The sequence below is a fragment of the Pontivivens nitratireducens genome (assembly GCF_011290545.1).
Taxonomy (GTDB): domain Bacteria; phylum Pseudomonadota; class Alphaproteobacteria; order Rhodobacterales; family Rhodobacteraceae; genus Pontivivens; species Pontivivens nitratireducens.
The window spans coordinates 606658-622444 of the sequence record NZ_CP049811.1 but is presented as its reverse complement, the minus strand read 5'-3'; the positions used below and the strand labels follow the sequence as shown (position 1 = coordinate 622444).

The window sequence follows — 15787 nt, the reverse complement described above, 5'->3', positions numbered from 1 at the left end:
GAGAGTATCATGCGCCCATCCGGCCGGTCCGTCGATCAACTGCGCCCCGTTTCCATCGAGACAAACGTGACCATGCACGCCGAGGGGTCGTGCATCATCCGTTGTGGCAACACGCATGTGCTGTGCACCGCTTCGCTGGAGGAACGGGTGCCGCCATGGCTGCGCAATACCGGTCTGGGCTGGGTCACGGCGGAATATGGCATGCTGCCCCGCGCCACCACCACCCGTAACCGACGTGAGGCACAGGCTGGCAAGCAATCGGGCCGCACGCAGGAAATCCAACGCCTGATAGGCCGGTCCCTGCGCGCCGGGATCGACCGCGTCGCCCTGGGTGAGCGGCAGATCACCGTCGATTGCGATGTCATTCAGGCCGATGGCGGGACGCGTTGCGCCTCCATCACCGGGGGCTGGGTCGCACTGCGTCTGGCAATCAACAAACTGCTGAAGGCGGGCGATCTGAAAAACGATCCGCTGAGCACGCATGTCGCCGCTATAAGCTGCGGTATCTATGGCGGACAACCCGTGCTGGATCTGGACTACGCCGAGGATAGCGCCGCGGGAACCGACGCCAATTTCGTCATGACCGGTGAGGGTGGAATGATTGAGGTTCAGGGCTCGGCCGAGGGGGCGCCGTTCTCTCGCGATGAACTGACCCGGCTGCTCGATCTGGCCTCATCGGGCGTCGATGATCTGGTCGCGGCACAAAAGGCCGCCGTCGCATGATCCGCAAGGTCTCCTCAGGCGAGCGCATGGTTCTTGCCTCTCACAACGCTGGAAAGTTGCGGGAGATTTCGGCCCTGTTGGAACCATACGGGATCGATGTCACCTCCGCCGGTGTTCTGGGCCTCAGCGAACCGGAGGAGACCGAGGATACTTTTGCCGGAAACGCCCGGTTGAAGGCGCATTTTGCTGCACGTGAAACCGGACTGGTTGCGCTCAGCGACGATTCCGGGATCGAGGTCGATGCGCTGGACGGTGCACCCGGCGTCTATACCGCCGATTGGGCCGAAACGGGCCAGGGCCGCGATTTCATGATGGCGATGACCCGGACTTGGCGTGAGTTGGAGGAGCGGAACGCTCCGGAACCGCGGACGGGCCGCTTCGTCTGCACGTTGTGTTTGGCCTGGCCGGACGGGCACGACCAGATCTATCGCGGTGAGGCCGGGGGTCGTCTGGTCTGGCCCCCACGCGGCGAACAGGGTTTCGGCTATGATCCAATGTTCTTGCCCGACGGACAAACCCTGACCTTCGGTGAAATGCCCTATGCGCAAAAGGAACCTCTGAGCCACCGCTCCGCCGCGTTCAAACTGTTGACGGCGCAAGCTTTTGGCTGAGCTTCTGACACCAGATTGGCGCAATGGCGGGTTCGGGGTCTATGTTCACTGGCCGTTCTGTCAGGCAAAGTGCCCATATTGCGATTTCAATTCACATGTCCGGCGCGAGGTCGATCACGCGGCATGGTGTGACGCATTGTGCCGAGAGATCGAACATGCCGCGAGCCTCAGCGGACCGCGCCGCGTCGATACCGTGTTCTTCGGCGGTGGCACGCCCAGCCTGATGCAGCCGGATACGATCGCGGCTGTCATCGGCAAGATCGGTCAGGTATGGAGCCTGGCCGAAGATGCGGAAATCACGCTCGAAGCCAATCCGACATCCGTCGAGGCCGGAAAGTTTCAGGGCTTTCGTGACGCGGGTATCAACCGGGTCTCCATGGGGATACAGGCCCTCAACGATGTGGATCTCAAACGCCTGGGGCGAATGCATACTGCACGTGAAGCCATGGAGGCCTTTGAAATCGCGCGAGAGTGCTTTGACCGGGTGAGTTTCGATTTGATTTACGCCCGACAGGGGCAAGACAGGGAATCATGGAAAGCTGAATTAAATCAAGCGATTAGATTGGGCCTGGATCATCTGTCACTTTATCAGCTGACCATCGAGGCATCCACCAGATTTGGGGAACTTCACGCACGTGGGGCGCTGCGCGGCATGCCCAATGACAGCATTGCCAGTGACATGTATTTCGATACGCAGGATATTATGGAAGCGGCTGGACTGCCGGCTTACGAGATCTCGAACCACGCGCGGAATTCCGCGGAATCCCGTCACAATCTGATCTATTGGCGGTATGGCGACTATGCCGGTATCGGGCCGGGGGCCCATGGTCGGATAACCGGAGCGGACGATATGAGGCGGGCCACTGAAACGCTTCGTATGCCCGAAGCCTGGCTGCAGAATGTCCAAAGGCAGGGTCACGGATACAAGCCTGCGGATGCTCTGTCCCCGTACGATCAGGCGGTCGAATGTGTTCTGATGGGGCTGCGCCTGCGTGAAGGTATCGACATGCATAGATTGCAGGCGCTGTACCCCGGCTTTTTCGACGAATCCGCCCTCGTCACGCTGGAAGAGGACGGGCTGATTTCCATCCAAGATCATCGCTTGTCGATTACACGACAAGGGCGGCCGGTGACGAATGCGATCCTGCGCGAACTGATTGTCTGATCAGTTTTCCCCGGACAGCAAACCACATAGCCGGTCGAGGTCGTCCAGATCGCGATAAGTGACGCTGATCTGCCCGCCCTGCCCGTCAGATCTGTGGGTGATAGAGACTGTGAGTCCTAAAGCTGCGCTAAGATCCCCTTCCAACGAACGGGTATCGGCATCCTTCTTGGCCTTCGCACTGGGCTGGCGGGTTCCGGGAATGACCGGAGTTTTCGCCCGCTTTTCAGCCTCACGTACCGAAAGCCGCTGCTGTACGATCTGGTTCGCAAGAGGCATGGGATCGGCGAGTGGAACCAGCGCCCGGGCATGGCCCGCCGAAAGTTGCCCCTCGACCAACATGTCGAGTACTGGCGCTGGGAGGGAAAGCAAGCGTAGCAAGTTTGCAATATGAGAGCGTGACTTGCCGAGTGCTTCTGCCAGTTTTTCCTGCGTGTGACCGAACTTTTCCATAAGCTGCTTGTAGCCACGCGCCTCTTCCACAGCATTCAGGTCAGATCTCTGAATGTTTTCAATGATCGCGACTTCGAGAACTTCGGTATCATTGAATTCACGGATAACGACCGGCAGTTCATGCAGTTGAGCTCGCTGCGCGGCCCGCCAGCGTCGCTCACCCGCAACGATTTGGTAGGCAGAGGCACCGGTAGGATCGGGCCGAACGATCAGAGGCTGAATGATACCCTTTTCGCGGATCGAACGCGTTAGATCGTCCAGGTCGGATTCAGTGAACGTTCGCCTCGGCTGATCGGGATTCGGCGTGATTTGGTCGATTGGAAGCGTTTGCACAGCGGTCGATTCCGAACCCTGGCCCGGATCCACATCGACCAAAAGCGCGGACAAGCCACGCCCAAGCCCCTTACGATCAGGTTTTCGCATGGGAAGTCCTCATAGTTTCGACACGCGTGGCACGTGTGAGCAGTTCTGCCGCCAAGCGCTGATATGCCAGGCTGCCTGCGCTGGTTTCATCGTATAGCAAGGCTGGCATGGCGTGCGAAGGTGCCTCAGATAGCCTTACATTCCGGGGAATCACAGTTTCAAAAACCAGATCACCCAGCGTCTGCCGCGCGTCCGCAGCAACTTGATGGCACAAATTGTTGCGGCGGTCATACATTGTTAGCACAATACCTTGAATCTCAAGCGATGCATTCAACGCTGAACGAACTTCGCGTATCGTATTCATGAGTTGACTAAGTCCTTCGAGAGCGAAGAACTCACATTGTAGCGGAACAAGCACTGTAGCCGCGGCCGACAGCGCATTCAGGGTCAGCAAGTTCAGCGCGGGCGGGCAATCGATCAGAACATAGTCATACTGATCCCCCGCAGCGCGCAGACTGTCCCTGAGGCGATTTGCGCGGCTCGGCTCCTTCGAAAGTGTAAGATCAACCGAGCTGAGATCAGGCGTCGCTGGAGCGATAAACAGGTTCGGTACAATTGTCGAAAGAGCAATCTCAGCGATCGGTTTACGATCAACCAGTACATCGTAGGTTGATTGCTGACGAGCTGAGTTCTCAATTCCCAACCCTGTAGAGGCATTGCCCTGCGGATCGAGATCAACCAACAGCACCCGTTGGCCCACTGCGGCCAAAGCTGTGCCCAAGTTTATAGCGGTCGTGGTTTTACCTACGCCACCCTTCTGATTTGCGAGAGCAATTATTTTCATTTCAGGACACTTTCAAATATGTTTCAGGCCCTTGATACGAAGGATAGCGCCTTCTCGACTCGTCAAACTCTGGACTTCCTCGACATCAAAAGTCCAGTCCTTCCGCGCGGCTTCAAGCTCAAGTTTTCGATTCGCGCCCTTCATGAACAAACATTGCCCTTCCGATGAGAGGTGCGATTTGGCCAAGGTGAAAAGTGAAGGCAAAGAAGCCAATGCTCGGGCGCTCACCACATCTGCCGATTGAGGTTCCAGTTCTTCGATACGGTGATTCATTACCTTCGCACTCAGCTTACATTCGCGAATTACGGTGCGCATGAAAAGACATTTGCGTGTGTCACTTTCAACTAAAACGAGATCTTTCTCGGGATACATACACGCTACGATCAGACCGGGGAAACCTCCACCAGATCCAATATCTACCCATCTTCTCGACTCTTCGCCTAAATGCGCGATTTGCAGGGAATCTAAAACGTGACGTGTCCAGACTTCAGGAATGGTATTCGGGGCAACGAGATTAATCTTTGGATTCCATTGAATCAGCAATTCAACGTACCTATCGATGGCTCTCATTGTTTCACGTGAAACACCCTCCTCGACTAATTCTCGCCCTGAAGAAATCACGCTGATTTTCGCTCGGCTCGTCGGGTCGCCGCAATGAGCAAGCCAAGTGCTGCAGGGGTCATACCCTCAATTCTCGAAGCTTGCGCAATAGAATCCGGTCGCGTTGCCAACAACTTGGTCTTCAGCTCGGTCGAAAGGCCAGCGATAGATTGATAAGGCAAGTCCAAGGGTAGCGATTTCTCCGCATCGCGCTTCAAAGCGGCGATATCCCGGCCCTGACGTTCAATGTAGCTCGCATAGGTCGCGTCGATTGATAGCTGAGACAGAATATCAGACGAAATCGCTGAAGATTCAGGACAAAGTTCCACTATATGGGTCGGCGTAGTTTCGCTTCGCGCCATCAAATCGAACACCGAACGGCGATGCCCATCGCGGTTTACCCTCAAGCCGACCGCATTTGCCCTGTCGGGAGTGACCGTGCGTCCGGAAAGAAGGAAACGCGCATCTGCCAAATTCGTGGCCTTGTCCTCATATTTCTCGGCGCGATCTCGGCTGATACAGCCAATCTCCATCCCGAGCGGCGTCAGTCGCTGATCCGCGTTATCTGCTCTCAATGAGAGCCTGTATTCTGCCCTGGACGTGAACATCCGATATGGCTCCGCAACGCCACGGGTTACAAGATCGTCTATCATTACTCCGATATATGCTTGAGATCGATCCAGAATAAACGGTTCCGCACCAGCCACAGATAATGCCGCGTTCAATCCGGCAATCAAACCTTGAGCAGCCGCTTCCTCATATCCTGTAGTGCCATTGATCTGGCCAGCCAAAAACAGACCGGGGCAGTTTATTACCCTTAATGTAGAATCCAAAGCTCTGGGATCCACGTAGTCATACTCAATTGCATATCCCGGCTGCACGATCTCGGCGAATTCCAAACCGCGCATAGATGTTACATACTGCTCCTGAATTTCGAGTGGAAGTGACGTTGAAATCCCATTCGGATACACCAAGTCCGAATTCAGACCCTCTGGTTCCAGAAAAACCTGATGAGCTGATTTATCAGAAAATCGAGTGACCTTGTCTTCTATGGATGGACAATAGCGAGGACCAGGCCCGGTAATGTTTCCACTGTACATAGCTGATTTTTCTAGGTTTTTCCGAATTAATTCGTGCGTGGCTTCGTTCGTATGGGTAATTCCACATGCTATTTGAGGAGGCAGATCACCTGAGTTCAGGAACGAAAATCTTACTGGATTCTCATCAGCCTCCTGCCGTTCCAGAATTTCCCAGTTAATACTCTTGCTTTTCAGCCGCGGCGGAGTGCCCGTCTTCAGCCGTCCAAGAGGAAGGCCCAGGTCTTCAATCCGCTGAGCCAGTTTGGATGTGGCGGGATCACCCATTCTGCCGCCCTGTCTGGTCACAGTCCCGATATGAATTACACCTCTCAGAAAGGTTCCCGTGGTAATAACCACAGCAGCAGCTGAGATTTCGCTACCGTCTGCCAAGGTTACGCCTGCGATTTTACCTTTTGCGATGATTAAATCGTCAACAGCCGCCTCAATAACAGCCAAGTTTGGCAAGTTATCGAATTCAGCTTGCATATGACGGCGATACAAATCCCGGTCCGCTTGTGTACGTGGGCCCTGAACCGCGGGTCCCTTCCGTCGGTTCAACAACCTGAACTGTATACCCGACCGATCCGCAACACGGCCCATTACGCCATCCAATGCGTCAATCTCTCGAACCAAATGTCCTTTACCCAGACCTCCGATGGCGGGGTTACAGGACATTTCTCCAATACGATCACGGCGATGCGTAATGAGAGCTACCTGAGATCCCATCCGTTGCGCGGCGAGAGCGGCTTCGCAACCCGCATGCCCACCACCCACGATAATTACATCAAACGCATTATGTTTCACGTGAAACAACCTTACTTACCTATGCAAAAACTGGAGAAGATGTCCCCAAGAACATCCTCGACCCCGATTCGACCGATCAGCTGGTCCAGAGCATGTATAGCAGATCGCAGATCCTCTGCCACGAATTCAGGTCCGCTGTAATCTTCATCAAGAGATGAAAGAGCGTTCCCCAAGTACTCTGCCCCAGCTCGCATGGCGACCTGATGGCGCTCCCTAATCAACAACGAAGAGCCACTGGTGAGATAATTCAGCCTGTCTTCGATATCCTTTAGCAAACGTTCGATACCGCGCCCTGATAAGCTCGATACGCCACCTTTGCTGCCATCATCGTCTTTACCATGTATTATCAGGTCCTGAGACTGAACCTCAATAGTATCATCGGGGTCTACCTGATCCCGTTCCAACAAAAAAATACGCATATCTGCCGACGTTGCGCGCCGCTTTGCCAGATCAATGCCCATACCCTCAACCACATCACTTGTCTCTCTAAGACCTGCTGTATCGAGAAAAGTTACCGCATGACCAGAGACATCCAGACGAGCCTCGATAACATCCCTAGTCGTGCCGGCATAATCAGATATCAACGCGACATCTCGCCGACTTAGACGATTGATCAAACTCGATTTACCGGTGTTTGGGCGCCCGACAATAGCCACTTCAAAGCCGCCGCGAATGTCAGCCGCTGCTTTCGCCCCGCTAAGCTGAGATTTCATATCCTTCAGTACACCCCTAACCAGCTCTCGCACTTCAGGATAGACATCAACCGGAACGTCCTCGTCCGCGAAATCAATCGTCGCTTCGATTAGTGCAATCGAGCGCAGCAAATCTGCGCGCCAAGAAACAACCAATCTGGATAGTTCACCATCCATAACCCGCAAAGCCTGTCGTCTCTGGCTTTCCGTGTCTGCATCCAGCAGGTCTGACAAGCCCTCGACCTGAGAAAGGTCCAATCGACCGTTTTCCAGACTTCGCCGGGTAAACTCACCTGCATCAGCGATTCTCAATCCGGGCTGATCCGCGAGTACCTTTACCAACTGAGACAAGACCGCGGGTGATCCGTGGTGATGGATTTCAACCACCGGCTCACCCGTAAAACTGCCGTGAGCATCAAAGCGGAGGATCAAGGCCTGATCTATTTTCGACCCATCGCGACTATCCCGAACCCAGCGCAGTGCAGAGGATCTGTGCTCAGGCAGCGTACCGCACAAACGCTCAGCCGTTGTATGCGCCAATGGACCAGAAATCCGTATGATGCCAACGCCTGCCCTACCAGGAGCAGTTGCAGGCGCAAAGATAGTATCCAGCATGTATCACACCCATAGAGTGCAATACACGCACCCTGATAAACTACTAAGTATTCATGGAGTCAAAGAAATCAGAATTGCTCTTTGTCTGCTTCAACTTACCGAGCAAGAATTCGATTGCATCCGTTGTTCCCATAGGATTTAGAATCCGCCGCAACACGAACATCTTGGTCAAGTCGGACTTATCAACCAGAAGTTCTTCCTTACGCGTGCCTGACTTCATGATATCGATGGCGGGGAAGACCCGTTTATCGGCAATCTTGCGATCCAGAACCAGTTCGGAGTTACCGGTTCCCTTGAACTCTTCGAAGATCACTTCATCCATACGGCTGCCCGTATCGATCAGCGCTGTCGCAATGATCGTCAGTGATCCACCTTCCTCAATGTTTCGCGCAGCACCAAAGAACCTTTTCGGACGCTGAAGCGCGTTGGCATCGACACCGCCGGTCAGAACCTTGCCCGAGGACGGCACGACCGTATTGAAAGCCCGACCCAGACGCGTGATCGAATCCAGCAGGATGACAACATCCCGCTTATGCTCAACCAGGCGCTTCGCCTTTTCGATGACCATTTCGGAAACGGCGACATGGCGGGTGGCCGGCTCATCGAAGGTCGACGAAACGACCTCGCCTTTGACTGATCTCTGCATATCGGTGACCTCTTCTGGCCGTTCGTCGATCAACAGAACAATCAGGTAGCATTCTGGATGATTCTTCTCGATCGAATTCGCAATATTCTGCAAAATCATCGTCTTACCGGTACGTGGCGGCGCTACGATCAGGCAGCGTTGACCTTTCCCGATGGGTGAGACGAGGTCGATCACCCTGGCGGAGCGGTCCTTAACAGTCGGATCCGACACTTCCATCGACAGCCGCTCATCAGGATAGAGCGGCGTCAGGTTGTCGAAGTGAACCTTGTGATTGACCTTCTCCGGATCTTCGAAGTTGATCAGCGTGACCTTCACCAGACCAAAATAGTTTTCGCCATCCTTAGGCGCGCGGATGACACCGTCTACGGTATCGCCAGTGCGCAGGCTGAATTTTCGGATCTGACTGGGGGAAACGTAGATATCGTCCGGACCCGGCAGATAGTTCGCCTCGGGCGAGCGCAGGAAACCGAAGCCGTCTTGCAACACTTCAAGCACACCATCCCCGGAAATCTCGACTCCATCCTCAGCGGTTTCCTTGAGGATCGCGAACATCATGTCGCCCTTACGCATCGTAGAGGCGTTTTCGATTTCGAGCTCTTCCGCCATCTTCAGCAGATCGGCAGGGCTCTTCGCTTTCAACTCGGCAAGCGAGAGGCGTTCAATATCCATCAATTTCGGTCCGGTTATGTGATCGGTGCTCATACGCACCAGATTACAGTAAGAGGAAGGGAAGCGCAGATCCCGCCCGCGCCTTTCGTCAGATATGGCGGTTAAGTCGAATATGTCAACAACGTCGTGCTCAAAATGGTTTGACGATGACCGCAATCACGATGATTACCATCAACACAGTCGGTATTTCATTGGCAAAACGATAGGTACGACCGGATCTGGTATTTCTGTCTTCGAGAAATTCCTTCCGCCGTCCATTCAGCCAGGCGTGAAAGCCGGTCATGATCAGTACCGCGATGAATTTTGGCAGAAACCACCATCCGAGTACGCCCGGAATCGCCACGAGCAATATTCCAAACGTCCAGGTCGCGATCATCGCTGGCGTCATGATCACACTGTAAAGTTTCATCTCCATCATCTTGAAGGTTTCGGAGACGTCACTCCCTGCCTCCCCGCTTTCGGCGTGATGAACGAACAGTCGAGGCAGATAGAAAATCCCCGCCATCCAGGAGATCACGGAAATCACGTGAGCGGCTTTCAGCCATGGATAGGCGATGGCCAGCAGATCCTGAATCATGTGTCGTCCTTCCTCGCTTGTTTCCTTCTTTGCCGCAGTTCGGAGTTTAATCAAGCGGGGTCTGTGACCCTCTTAATATTAAGAAAGAGTCTAAGGATGTGGTTTGTAGAAGGGCTGTGAAAGCTGGGGATTATCGACAGGCGCATTTTCTTCCACATGGTTGTTAACACGAGAATCGCTTCCACCGCCTGTGCAGGTGGTGGAAGCTGAATACGAGAAAAATTGATAAACATTGAAATTACAGAAACTTATAAGGCAAATCTTCGACTTCCGTGTCACCGACTCAGATTGACTCTTTGAAATTCCCCACATCGCGCCGGAATGGTCCGATTTTATCCACAGCCCCGCATTCCAAACTGAAAAGCAGGTCCCAGCCTGTGTAGCGTCTTGGGTGGAGCGCGTGTAAAACCCGCACGGTGCTTTTCTCCACAGCGCCGCACAGATATCTTCGACAGGTATATCCACGACTTTATCCACAGGATTGATGGCCTTGACCGAGCAAAAACGGCTTACGCTGCACCTGATTTCTGATTCCACCGGCAATACGCTGGCTTCTGCCGCGCGTGCGACTGCGGTTCGATTCGAATTTGCGGACTTCACAACCGAGGAGAACGCCTTCGTTCGCACGCGTGAGCATATTTCCCATATCGTCGAGCAGATAACTCAACCGGCGCTGATCCTGCACACGCTGTCGGATGCGACATTGCAGGACCACCTGACCAACTTGGCGATGCAGCGAGGGATCGAGGCGGTCGGCGTTCTGGACACCACGGTACAGGCGATGGCGCGTCACCTCGGCGCGCCGGCGCGTTCCCAGCCCGGACAACAGCATCGTGTCGATCACAATTATAACGAGCGTATCGCCGCCTTGGATTTCGCTATGGCGCATGACGATGGCGTGGACCCTGACAGATTGCTGGCCGCGGATGTGATTGTCGTCGGTGTCAGTCGCAGCTCCAAGACGCCGACCTGTATCTATCTTGGATATCAGGGCGTTCGGGCGGCCAACGTTCCCCTGGTGCTGGATGTTCCCGCGCCCCCCGGTCTGCTCGCCGCGATGGAGGCCGGGGTTCCGGTGGTCGGTCTGGTTGTCAGTCCGGGTCGCCTCGCGCAGGTGCGCGCCCATCGTTTGGTGGCGCTGGATCGTGGTGGAACGCAGGGCTATGCCGATATCGACACCATAAGGTCCGAAGTCGCCGAGGCCAGATTGTTTTTCGAGCGTCACGATATCCCGGTGATCGACGTCAGCAGACGCTCGATCGAGGAAACCGCCGCCGCCATTCTGGTCGAGCTTAGAAAGCGTACATCATGACCCAGATCGTTCTCGCCTCAGGTTCTGCTGCGCGATCCGCGATGCTCGAGCGGGCCGGCGTGGCCCACAGGATCGACGTGTCCCGCGTGGATGAGGATGCGGTGAAGCGCGCCATGGCGGCCGAGGGCGCGCCCCCGCGCGACATCGCGGACAAACTGGCGGAGCTGAAGGGCCTGCGGGTTTCGGCACGCAACGGCGACGCACTGGTTCTGTCCGCGGATCAAATCCTCGTCTGCAAGGGGCAGATGTTCGACAAGCCGCGCGACACGGCAGACCTGCGTGAGCAATTGCGGACATTGCGCGGGCAGTCCCACGAATTGTTGTCCGCAGCCGTCATTTGCGAGGGCGGACGCCCGGTCTGGCGTCATATCGGGCGGGCCCAGCTTATCATGCGTTCCTTTTCAGACACATATCTTGAGGAATATATCGCCGAGGGCGCTGCGGGATTGCTCGACACGGTGGGCGGATACAAACTTGAGGAAAAGGGCGCGCAGCTGTTCAGCCGCGTTCAGGGGGACTATTTCACCGTACTCGGTCTTCCGCTGCTCGAAGTTCTGGGGTTTTTACGCGCACGGGGAATATTGACGGAATGAAGACCACATCTCCGCCACTGGCCGGTGTCGTCGGATGGCCGATCGGCTATTCGCGCTCACCTGCTTTGCATGGGCATTGGCTGAAACGCTATGGCATTGCCGGATATTATATCCCGATGGACATCGCGCCGCAGGATTTCGAGAATGGCGTCCGCTCCCTGCCCCGCCTGGGGTTCCGGGGCATCAACGTCACCCTGCCCTACAAGCAGACGGTTCTGCCCTTGGCGGACAAGATCAGCGATCGCGCGGCCCTGATCGGCGCCGCGAACACGCTGATCTTTCGCGAGGATGGCGGCATCTATGCCGACAATACCGACGGCTACGGATTTATCGAGAACTTGCGTCAGAACGCGGCAGGCTGGTCGGCGCGCAATGGCCCTTGTCTGGTGCTGGGTGCGGGTGGGGCCGCCCGTGGTATCGTCTCCGCCCTGATAACGGAGGGTGCGCCGGAAATACGGATCGCGAACCGAACGCGGCAGCGGGCCGAAATCCTCAAGGATCAATACGGGGCGCGGATCAGTGTGATCGACTGGAACCGGGCGGCGGATGCCATGGACGGGGCGATGACGATCATCAACACCACGTCGCTTGGCATGGCGGGCCAACCGGAACTGAACATCAGCTTCGCTGCGGCACCTGCCTCGGCCATCGCGACGGATATCGTCTATAACCCACTGGTGACACCCTTCCTGCGTGAGGCTACGGCCGCGGGACTGGTCACGGTGGACGGGCTGGGCATGTTGTTGCACCAGGCTGTGCCGGGATTCCGCCAATGGTTCGATCATTCGCCAGAGGTTGACGCCGCCCTTCGCCAAGCCGTGTTGGCCGCATGATGGCGTATAGTATCGGGCTGACAGGCTCCATCGGTATGGGCAAATCCACGACAGCCAATCTGTTCGCGGCGGAGGGCGTGCCGACCTGGGATGCGGACGCGGTGGTTCACCGCCTATATGCACCCGGCGGCGCGGCAGTCGCGCCGTTGCGGGCCATCGTTCCGAATGCCATTCGCGACAACGCCGTGGATCGCGAGCTGTTGCGAGAAGCGGTTCTGGCGGATCCCTCCCTGCTGAAACAGGTGGAGGTGGCGGTCCATCCCCTCGTCGCCGGCGATCGCGCGAATTTTCTCGCCACCGCCAAGGCACCGATCGTGCTGTTCGACATCCCCCTTCTGTTCGAGACGGGGCAGGCCGGTCTCTATGACAGCGTGGTCGTCGCCAGCGCCCCCGCGCCGGTCCAGCACGCACGTGTCCTGGAGCGTCCCGGCATGACGGAGGAGGCATTTCAGGCTATCCTTGCAAAGCAGGTGCCGGATGCGGAAAAACGGGCGCGGGCCGATCATGTGATCGACACCTCGCGCGGCATCGAGGCGGCGCGCGATCAGGTGCGGGCCGTGCTGGGCGTCATAAGGGGCAAGTTGAATGCGTGAGATCGTGCTGGACACCGAAACCACCGGCCTCGACCCGTTATCGGGTGATCGTGTGGTGGAAATCGGCGCGGTCGAACTGCTGAACCACATGCCGACCGGGCGAACCTATCACCAGTACATCAATCCTGAGCGTGACATGCCGGTCGAGGCGTTCAACGTGCACGGGTTGAGCATCGAATTCCTCAGCGACAAACCCGTGTTCAAGCAGATCGGGCAGGAGTTTCTGGATTTCGTAGGCGACAGCAAGATGGTGATCCACAACGCCGCCTTCGATATGAAGTTCCTGAACGCGGAGCTGAAATGGATGGGTCTGCCGGGCCTGCCGCCGGCCCAGGCGACCGATACGCTCGCCATTGCGCGCAGCCGGTTTCCCGGGGCCCAGAATTCGCTCGATGCCCTGTGCCGCCGCTTTGGCATCGACAATTCCGCGCGAACGAAACACGGCGCGCTGCTCGATTCCGAAATCCTGGCCGAGGTATATCTGGAACTTGTCGGAGGTCGGCAGCCGGACTTCACTCTGTCGGTGGTGCGGGGCGATATGTCCGAGGATGGCGCGAACAGGGACTGGACCCCGCCGCCGCGTCCCACCGCCCTGCCCCCACGTATTACCGAAGCGGAGAGGCTGGCCTTCGACGGGTTCGTGCAGAAGCTGGGCGAGAACGCGTTCTGGAACGATTTCAGCACGCCCTAGGATAATAGACGGCGCCGGTCCTACCGGCGCCGTCCTTGATTTTCGCAAGTCGATCAGGCCGTGCCCGAATTGCCCTCGGAGGCCTTCTGCGCCTGCTGGCGACGCAGCAACTCGTTGCGGTACAATGCCATGAAGTCGATGGGATCGACATTGACCGGCGGGAAGCCGCCGTCGCGGGTCATGTCGCTGACGATGCGACGCGCGAACGGGAAGATCATCGTCGGGCACTGGATCAACAGGAACGGATGCATCTGCGCGGCCGGAACGTTCGAAATCTCGAACATGCCAGCATAGTCCAGCTCCATCAGGAAAACCGGCTTCTCATCCGATTCCGCATTGATCTTGAGCGTCAGGACGACCTCATAGATCTCGCTGTCTCCGACCTTCTTCGCGTCGAGGTTGACGCCAACCCGCACTTGCGGCGGGGAGGCGGGAACGACGCCCTTTTGTGCGGCGATGTTCTCGAACGAGACATCCTTGATATACTGATTGCGGATGCGGATCTGCGGCTGTGGGGCCTGCTGATCGGGTGTCGGGGCGGCTGTGCCCGTGGTCTCGTCGGTCATGACGGTCCTCGCTGGAATGTGATCCTGTTCGGCACTGCGTTTATCAGAGCGGTCAGACCATAACAACGCCCGCAGCGATCAGTCGCCGCGCTGTGTCCAGCCGGACGTACCGCGCGTCGCGTCGTCAGGGGGCAGGTCCACCTCGAACTCACCCTCGATCACATCGTCACGGGTGCGCGGTCCACGCCCGGCATCGCCGCCGCCGCGCGTCGCCGTGACCGTAACCCGTTTGGCCAACTCACGAATGACGGCATCGCGCACGAACGGAATCAGCAGGGCCAATCCGACGGCGTCGGTGAAAAACCCCGGCGTCAGCAGCACGATACCGGCGACCAGGATCAAGGCCCCATGCGCCAGCGGCCCGCGCGGATCGCCGCCGGATCGCAGGATCGTTTGAAGTCGGCGCAGCGCATCGCCCCCTTGCTGTCGCAGCAGCCACGTGCCCACAAAGGCAGTGACAAGCACCGTCAGCAATGTCGGAACCAGTCCGATCAGACCGCCGACCTGAATGAACAGGGCGATCTCGATAAGCGGCACTGCGATCAGCGCCAGAAAAATCCACATGTCTTGTCTCCTATCGGGGCGCGGCATCGTCACCGCATGGACTTGGCCCCGTTCGTTCCCTAGATATGCATTAACTTGGGTCTTGCCACCGGGTATTCAAAATGCCTGACAGAGGAAGAGAGATAAGACTATGAATTTGATGCCATTGCTCGTCCTCGCGGCCGTCGCGGTATTCCTGGTGCTCAAGCTGCGCAGCGTATTGGGCACGCGCACCGGGTTTGAGCCCAAGCCCGACAACCTGCCGCGCCCCCCGATGCGCGGCCCCGCACCCGATACCGGGTTCGAGGTGATCGAGGGCGACGGCAAGGATCGCGATATCGCAGATCACGTGGATCTGGACAGCGATGCCGGACAGGCGCTGATCCAGATGAAGCGGATCGAACCGGATTTCAGCGTGACGGAGTTCATGTCCGGTTCCAAGCAAGCTTATGAGATGATCCTGATGGCCTATGAAAACGGCGATCTGAAAACGCTGGAGCAGTTTCTGGCCCCCGATGTCTATCGCGGATTCGAGGAGGCGGTCGAGCAACGCGCCGAGGCCGGTCTGACAGTCGAGGCCCGCTTTGTCGGCGTGCGCGAGGTCAAACTGAAGGACGCCCGCTTCGACGACATGGACAATGTCGCGGACATCGTCGTGCGGTTCGTGGGGGAGCTGACCTCCGTCGTGCGCAATGCCGAAGGTCAGGTTGTCGAGGGCGATCCGCAGGCGATCAAGCGTCAATCCGATGTCTGGACATTCTCGCGCGTCATGGGGTCCGAGAACCCGAACTGGCTGCTCGTCGCGACCGGAGCGTGAG

Annotated in this window: 18 protein-coding genes; 9 read left to right on the top strand and 9 right to left on the bottom strand. The window is 57.0% G+C overall.

Annotation, left to right across the window (positions count from 1 at the left end):
• Window positions 1-9 precede the first annotated feature (9 nt).
• The 3 genes from rph to hemW are packed head-to-tail and all read left to right on the top strand — an operon-like array spanning window position 10 to window position 2499.
• Complete coding sequence (gene rph, locus G8E03_RS03015; RefSeq protein ID WP_166188540.1) at window positions 10-723, top strand: ribonuclease PH; 714 nt, start codon at window positions 10-12, stop codon at window positions 721-723.
• Window positions 720-1334 carry a non-canonical purine NTP pyrophosphatase gene (locus tag G8E03_RS03010; RefSeq protein WP_166188538.1) on the top strand — a complete coding sequence of 205 codons (615 nt, stop codon included), beginning with the start codon at window positions 720-722 and terminating at the stop codon, window positions 1332-1334. Before rph ends, G8E03_RS03010 begins: the two co-directional genes overlap by 4 nt.
• Window positions 1327-2499: a radical SAM family heme chaperone HemW gene (gene hemW / locus G8E03_RS03005; protein ID WP_240910404.1), complete on the top strand. Its 1173-nt coding sequence runs from the start codon at window positions 1327-1329 to the stop codon at window positions 2497-2499. Before G8E03_RS03010 ends, hemW begins: the two co-directional genes overlap by 8 nt.
• Here hemW and G8E03_RS03000 read toward each other — a convergent pair whose 3' ends face one another.
• The 7 genes from G8E03_RS03000 to hemJ all read right to left on the bottom strand — a co-directional run bounded on the left by G8E03_RS03000 (window position 2500) and on the right by hemJ (window position 9838).
• Window positions 2500-3372, bottom strand: a complete 873-nt coding sequence (locus tag G8E03_RS03000) for a ParB/RepB/Spo0J family partition protein (protein WP_166188536.1) — start codon at window positions 3370-3372, stop codon at window positions 2500-2502.
• Window positions 3359-4156 (bottom strand): ParA family protein, encoded by a 798-nt coding sequence (locus G8E03_RS02995; RefSeq protein ID WP_166188534.1) that lies wholly within the window; start codon window positions 4154-4156, stop codon window positions 3359-3361. Before G8E03_RS02995 ends, G8E03_RS03000 begins: the two co-directional genes overlap by 14 nt.
• Before the next feature lie 12 nt (window positions 4157-4168).
• On the bottom strand, window positions 4169-4726 hold the full coding sequence (gene rsmG / locus G8E03_RS02990; protein WP_166188532.1) for a 16S rRNA (guanine(527)-N(7))-methyltransferase RsmG: 558 nt from the start codon (window positions 4724-4726) through the stop codon (window positions 4169-4171).
• A 47-nt stretch (window positions 4727-4773) separates the two neighbouring features.
• A complete protein-coding gene (mnmG, locus tag G8E03_RS02985) occupies window positions 4774-6639 on the bottom strand; it encodes a tRNA uridine-5-carboxymethylaminomethyl(34) synthesis enzyme MnmG (RefSeq protein WP_166188530.1) in 1866 nt (621 codons plus the stop codon).
• An 11-nt stretch (window positions 6640-6650) separates the two neighbouring features.
• Entirely contained in the window at window positions 6651-7943 is a 1293-nt protein-coding gene (gene mnmE, locus G8E03_RS02980) for a tRNA uridine-5-carboxymethylaminomethyl(34) synthesis GTPase MnmE (protein WP_166193787.1), read from the bottom strand.
• Between the two features lie 46 nt (window positions 7944-7989).
• Window positions 7990-9261 carry a transcription termination factor Rho gene (gene rho / locus G8E03_RS02975; protein WP_166188528.1) on the bottom strand — a complete coding sequence of 424 codons (1272 nt, stop codon included), beginning with the start codon at window positions 9259-9261 and terminating at the stop codon, window positions 7990-7992.
• Window positions 9262-9391: 130 nt separating this feature from the next.
• Window positions 9392-9838 carry a protoporphyrinogen oxidase HemJ gene (gene hemJ / locus G8E03_RS02970; RefSeq protein ID WP_347340509.1) on the bottom strand — a complete coding sequence of 149 codons (447 nt, stop codon included), beginning with the start codon at window positions 9836-9838 and terminating at the stop codon, window positions 9392-9394.
• A 490-nt stretch (window positions 9839-10328) separates the two neighbouring features.
• Here hemJ and G8E03_RS02965 point away from each other — a divergent pair, with 490 nt between their 5' ends.
• Genes G8E03_RS02965 through dnaQ form a run of 5 tightly spaced genes read left to right on the top strand, consistent with a single transcriptional unit; the run spans window position 10329 to window position 13860 of the window.
• Window positions 10329-11150 carry a pyruvate, water dikinase regulatory protein gene (locus G8E03_RS02965; RefSeq protein WP_166188526.1) on the top strand — a complete coding sequence of 274 codons (822 nt, stop codon included), beginning with the start codon at window positions 10329-10331 and terminating at the stop codon, window positions 11148-11150.
• The gene (locus tag G8E03_RS02960) at window positions 11147-11743 is read left to right on the top strand and encodes a Maf family protein (RefSeq protein WP_166188524.1); all 597 of its coding nucleotides are present in this window, start codon (window positions 11147-11149) and stop codon (window positions 11741-11743) included. Before G8E03_RS02965 ends, G8E03_RS02960 begins: the two co-directional genes overlap by 4 nt.
• Window positions 11740-12576 carry a shikimate dehydrogenase gene (locus tag G8E03_RS02955; protein ID WP_166188522.1) on the top strand — a complete coding sequence of 279 codons (837 nt, stop codon included), beginning with the start codon at window positions 11740-11742 and terminating at the stop codon, window positions 12574-12576. The genes G8E03_RS02960 and G8E03_RS02955 overlap by 4 nt, the downstream gene beginning before the upstream one ends.
• Window positions 12573-13169: a dephospho-CoA kinase gene (gene coaE / locus G8E03_RS02950; RefSeq protein WP_166188520.1), complete on the top strand. Its 597-nt coding sequence runs from the start codon at window positions 12573-12575 to the stop codon at window positions 13167-13169. Before G8E03_RS02955 ends, coaE begins: the two co-directional genes overlap by 4 nt.
• Window positions 13162-13860: a DNA polymerase III subunit epsilon gene (gene dnaQ / locus G8E03_RS02945; protein ID WP_166188518.1), complete on the top strand. Its 699-nt coding sequence runs from the start codon at window positions 13162-13164 to the stop codon at window positions 13858-13860. The genes coaE and dnaQ overlap by 8 nt, the downstream gene beginning before the upstream one ends.
• A gap of 53 nt (window positions 13861-13913) precedes the next feature.
• Here the strand turns inward: dnaQ and secB are convergent, their stop codons facing one another.
• Window positions 13914-14426 (bottom strand): protein-export chaperone SecB, encoded by a 513-nt coding sequence (gene secB, locus G8E03_RS02940; protein ID WP_166188516.1) that lies wholly within the window; start codon window positions 14424-14426, stop codon window positions 13914-13916.
• 78 nt (window positions 14427-14504) lie between these two features.
• Window positions 14505-14990: an FxsA family protein gene (locus G8E03_RS02935; RefSeq protein ID WP_166188514.1), complete on the bottom strand. Its 486-nt coding sequence runs from the start codon at window positions 14988-14990 to the stop codon at window positions 14505-14507.
• A gap of 130 nt (window positions 14991-15120) precedes the next feature.
• Here G8E03_RS02935 and G8E03_RS02930 point away from each other — a divergent pair, with 130 nt between their 5' ends.
• Entirely contained in the window at window positions 15121-15786 is a 666-nt protein-coding gene (locus G8E03_RS02930; protein WP_166188512.1) for a Tim44/TimA family putative adaptor protein, read from the top strand.
• Window position 15787 lies beyond the last annotated feature (1 nt).

Coding starts and splice junctions, on each gene's coding strand:
- rph (WP_166188540.1), top strand. CDS start 10: ATGCGCCCATCCGGCCGGTCCGTCGATCAACTGCGCCCCGTTTCCATC.
- G8E03_RS03010 (WP_166188538.1), top strand. CDS start 720: ATGATCCGCAAGGTCTCCTCAGGCGAGCGCATGGTTCTTGCCTCTCAC.
- G8E03_RS03000 (WP_166188536.1), bottom strand. CDS start 3,372: ATGCGAAAACCTGATCGTAAGGGGCTTGGGCGTGGCTTGTCCGCGCTT.
- G8E03_RS02995 (WP_166188534.1), bottom strand. CDS start 4,156: ATGAAAATAATTGCTCTCGCAAATCAGAAGGGTGGCGTAGGTAAAACC.
- rsmG (WP_166188532.1), bottom strand. CDS start 4,726: ATGAGAGCCATCGATAGGTACGTTGAATTGCTGATTCAATGGAATCCA.
- rho (WP_166188528.1), bottom strand. CDS start 9,261: ATGGATATTGAACGCCTCTCGCTTGCCGAGTTGAAAGCGAAGAGCCCT.
- hemJ (WP_347340509.1), bottom strand. CDS start 9,838: ATGATTCAGGATCTGCTGGCCATCGCCTATCCATGGCTGAAAGCCGCT.
- G8E03_RS02960 (WP_166188524.1), top strand. CDS start 11,147: ATGACCCAGATCGTTCTCGCCTCAGGTTCTGCTGCGCGATCCGCGATG.
- G8E03_RS02955 (WP_166188522.1), top strand. CDS start 11,740: ATGAAGACCACATCTCCGCCACTGGCCGGTGTCGTCGGATGGCCGATC.
- coaE (WP_166188520.1), top strand. CDS start 12,573: ATGATGGCGTATAGTATCGGGCTGACAGGCTCCATCGGTATGGGCAAA.
- dnaQ (WP_166188518.1), top strand. CDS start 13,162: ATGCGTGAGATCGTGCTGGACACCGAAACCACCGGCCTCGACCCGTTA.
- secB (WP_166188516.1), bottom strand. CDS start 14,426: ATGACCGACGAGACCACGGGCACAGCCGCCCCGACACCCGATCAGCAG.
- G8E03_RS02935 (WP_166188514.1), bottom strand. CDS start 14,990: ATGTGGATTTTTCTGGCGCTGATCGCAGTGCCGCTTATCGAGATCGCC.
- G8E03_RS02930 (WP_166188512.1), top strand. CDS start 15,121: ATGAATTTGATGCCATTGCTCGTCCTCGCGGCCGTCGCGGTATTCCTG.